Here is a 2,819-nt window from a genome sequence, read left to right as displayed (position 1 = left end):
ACCCACCACCGAACAGCAGGCGCACCCCCCACGCACCCGCAGGGACCCCGCTCAGCCCAGCAGCACGTTCCGCCAGACCTCCGGCAGGGCCGTCGCCACGTCGTACGCGGCGATGGGGGCGCCGGTGGGGGCTGTGGCGTGGCGGGCGGCCAGGCCGTGGAGGTAGGCGCCGGCGGAGGCGGCGTCGTGGGGGGAGAGGCCGGTGGCGAGGAGGGAGCCGGTGAGGCCGGAGAGGACGTCGCCGCTGCCTGCCGTGGCGAGCCAGCCGGTGCCGGTGGGGTTGACGCGTACGGGGCCGGAGCCGGAGCAGACGAGCGTGGTGGAGCCCTTGAGGAGGACCGTGGCGCCGTAGCGCTCGGCGAGGGCGCGGACGGAGGCGAGGCGGGTCTGTTCGACCTCCCTGCGCGGGACGCCGAGCAGCGCCGCGGCCTCTCCGGCGTGCGGGGTGAGGATCGTGGCGGCGTCGCGGGAGCGCAGGTCGCCGGGCGGGAGCAGGCGGAGGCCGTCGGCGTCGACGAGGACGGGGACGTTGGAGGCGAGGACGTCGTCGAGGGACTGGCGGGCGACCGCGTCGTCGCCGAGGCCGGGGCCGACCACCCAGGCCTGGACGCGGCCCGCCTTGTGGGGCGGGCCGGAGTGGACGAGGGTTTCGGGGAAGCGGGTGATGACGGCATCGGCGGCCGGGCCGACGTAGCGGACCGCGCCCGCCCCGCCGCGCAGGGCGCCCGCGACGGCGAGGACGGCGGCGCCCGGGTAGCGGGCCGAGCCGGCCACGACGCCGACGACGCCGCGGCGGTACTTGTCGCTCTCCGCGTCGGGGCGGGGGAGGAGGGCCGCGATGTCGCCGTGCTGCAGGGCCTCGGCGTCGGGGACGGGCGGCAGATGGGGGGCCAGGCCGATGTCGATCAGGCGCAGCGCGCCCGCGCGTTCATGGGCGGGGTCGATGAGCAGGCCGGGCTTGTAGGTGCCGAAGGTGACGGTCGCGTCGGCGCGTACGGCGGGGCCGCGCACCTCGCCGGTGTCGGCGTCCACACCGCTGGGCAGGTCGACGGCGACCATGGTGCCGCGTACGGCGCGGGTCAGGCGTTCGGCGTCGGGGCGCAGACCGCCCTTGCCGCCGATGCCGACGATGCCGTCGAGGACCAGGTCGGCCTGGGCCAGGACCGTCTCGGTGGAGGAATCATCGGTGGGGACGGCCCGGCCGCCCGCGTCGCGCAGCGCCCGCAGCCCGCCCGCGTGGGCGCGGTCGGGGGCCAGCAGGACCGCCGTCACCCCGGCCCCGCGACGGGCGAGGCGGGCCCCGGCGTACAGGGCGTCGCCGCCGTTGTCGCCGCTGCCGATCAGGAGGGCCACCCGGGCCCCGTAGACGCGGCCCAGCAGCCCCGCGCAGGCGGCTGCCAGGCCCGCGGCCGCGCGCTGCATGAGCGCTCCTTGGGGCAGCCGCGCCATCAAGTCCCGTTCTGCGGCCCGTACGGTCTCGACGCTGTAGGCAATCCTCATGGCGACCAGTTTCCCGGACCCTGCCCGGACCCGCCGGGCGCCTTGTTACGGAAGCACGCGCTCCGGGCGCGGGGCGGGCCTGAGAGACTGGCGCTGATGAACGAGACACCGATGCGTGCCCGTGCCGTGGTCGACCTGGCCGCCCTGCGGGCCAATGTGCGGGCGCTGCGCGCGGCGGCGCCCGGGGCCGAGCTGATGGCCGTGGTCAAGTCGGACGCCTACGGCCACGGCGCGGTGCCGTGCGCGCGCGCCGCGCGTGAGGCGGGCGCGAGCTGGCTGGGCACGGCCACGCCCGAGGAGGCGCTGGCGCTGCGCGCCGCGGGCGACACGGGCCGGTTGCTGTGCTGGCTGTGGACGCCGGGCGGCCCGTGGCGGGAGGCGATCGAGGCTGATGTCGACGTGTCGCTGAGCGCGATGTGGGCGCTGCGGGAGGCCGTGGCCGCGGCCCGGGAGTGCGGCCGTACCGCGCGCGTCCAGCTGAAGGCGGACACGGGGCTCGGCCGCAACGGCTGCCCGCCCGCGGACTGGCCGGAACTCGTCGCCGCCGCGCGCGCCGCCGAGGCTGAGGGCACGGTCACGGTGACCGGTCTGTGGTCGCACTTCGCCTGCGCGGACGAGCCGGGGCACCCCTCGATCGCCGCGCAACTGAAGGTGTTCCGGACGCTGCTGGCGCAGGCCGAGCAGGCGGGGCTGCGCCCGGAGGTGCGGCATATCGCCAACTCGCCGGCGACGCTGACCCTGCCCGAGTCGCATTTCGACCTGGTACGGACCGGGATCGCGGTGTACGGGATCTCGCCGAGCCCCGAGGTCGGCCATCCGGGCGACTTCGGGCTGCGGCCGGTGATGACACTGGTCGCCTCGCTGGCCTCGGTGAAGCGGGTGCCGGGCGGACACGGCGTGTCGTACGGGCACCGCTACATCACCCCTGGCCCGACCACGCTCGCGCTGGTGCCGGTGGGCTACGCGGACGGGGTTCCGCGGCACGCCTCGGGGACCGGTCCGGTCCTGGTCGCGGGTAAGTGGCGGACGGTCGCGGGCACGGTGGCGATGGACCAGTTCGTGGTGGACCTCGGCGGGGACGCCGCGGCGCCCGGGGACGAGGCGGTGCTGTTCGGGCCCGGTGACCGGGGCGAGCCGACCGCGGAGGACTGGGCGCGGGCGGTCGGCTCGATCGCGTACGAGATCGTCACGCGGATCTCGGCGCGTGTGCCGCGCGTTTATGTCGGTCGGGCTGAGGGCACAGGGAACTGACCATGGAAGGCGACAGCACGGCAGAGACGGCGGCACGGGTGGCGGCGGGGGCGACGGCCGTGGGGTGG

Annotated in this window: 2 protein-coding genes; one reads left to right on the top strand and one right to left on the bottom strand. The window is 76.7% G+C overall.

The window, feature by feature from the left end; all coding sequences use genetic code 11:
- Nucleotides 1–51: 51 nt before the first annotated feature.
- Nucleotides 52–1,500, bottom strand: a complete 1,449-nt coding sequence (locus CCN51_RS51725; protein WP_014178815.1) for an NAD(P)H-hydrate dehydratase — start codon at nt 1,498–1,500, stop codon at nt 52–54.
- Nucleotides 1,501–1,596: 96 nt separating this feature from the next.
- Between CCN51_RS51725 and alr the strand changes: the two genes are divergently transcribed.
- The gene (gene alr, locus CCN51_RS51720; protein ID WP_014178816.1) at nt 1,597–2,751 is read left to right on the top strand and encodes an alanine racemase; all 1,155 of its coding nucleotides are present in this window, start codon (nt 1,597–1,599) and stop codon (nt 2,749–2,751) included.
- The last annotated feature ends 68 nt before the right edge of the window (nt 2,752–2,819 follow it).

This window comes from Streptomyces milbemycinicus, assembly GCF_002154605.1.
In the GTDB taxonomy this organism is placed as follows: Bacteria; Actinomycetota; Actinomycetes; order Streptomycetales; family Streptomycetaceae; genus Streptomyces; species Streptomyces milbemycinicus.
Note: the sequence above shows the minus strand (reverse complement) of the source record. Positions and strands in the feature narration are given on the sequence as shown.

Coding starts and splice junctions, on each gene's coding strand:
- CCN51_RS51725 (WP_014178815.1), bottom strand. CDS start 1,500: ATGAGGATTGCCTACAGCGTCGAGACCGTACGGGCCGCAGAACGGGAC.
- alr (WP_014178816.1), top strand. CDS start 1,597: ATGAACGAGACACCGATGCGTGCCCGTGCCGTGGTCGACCTGGCCGCC.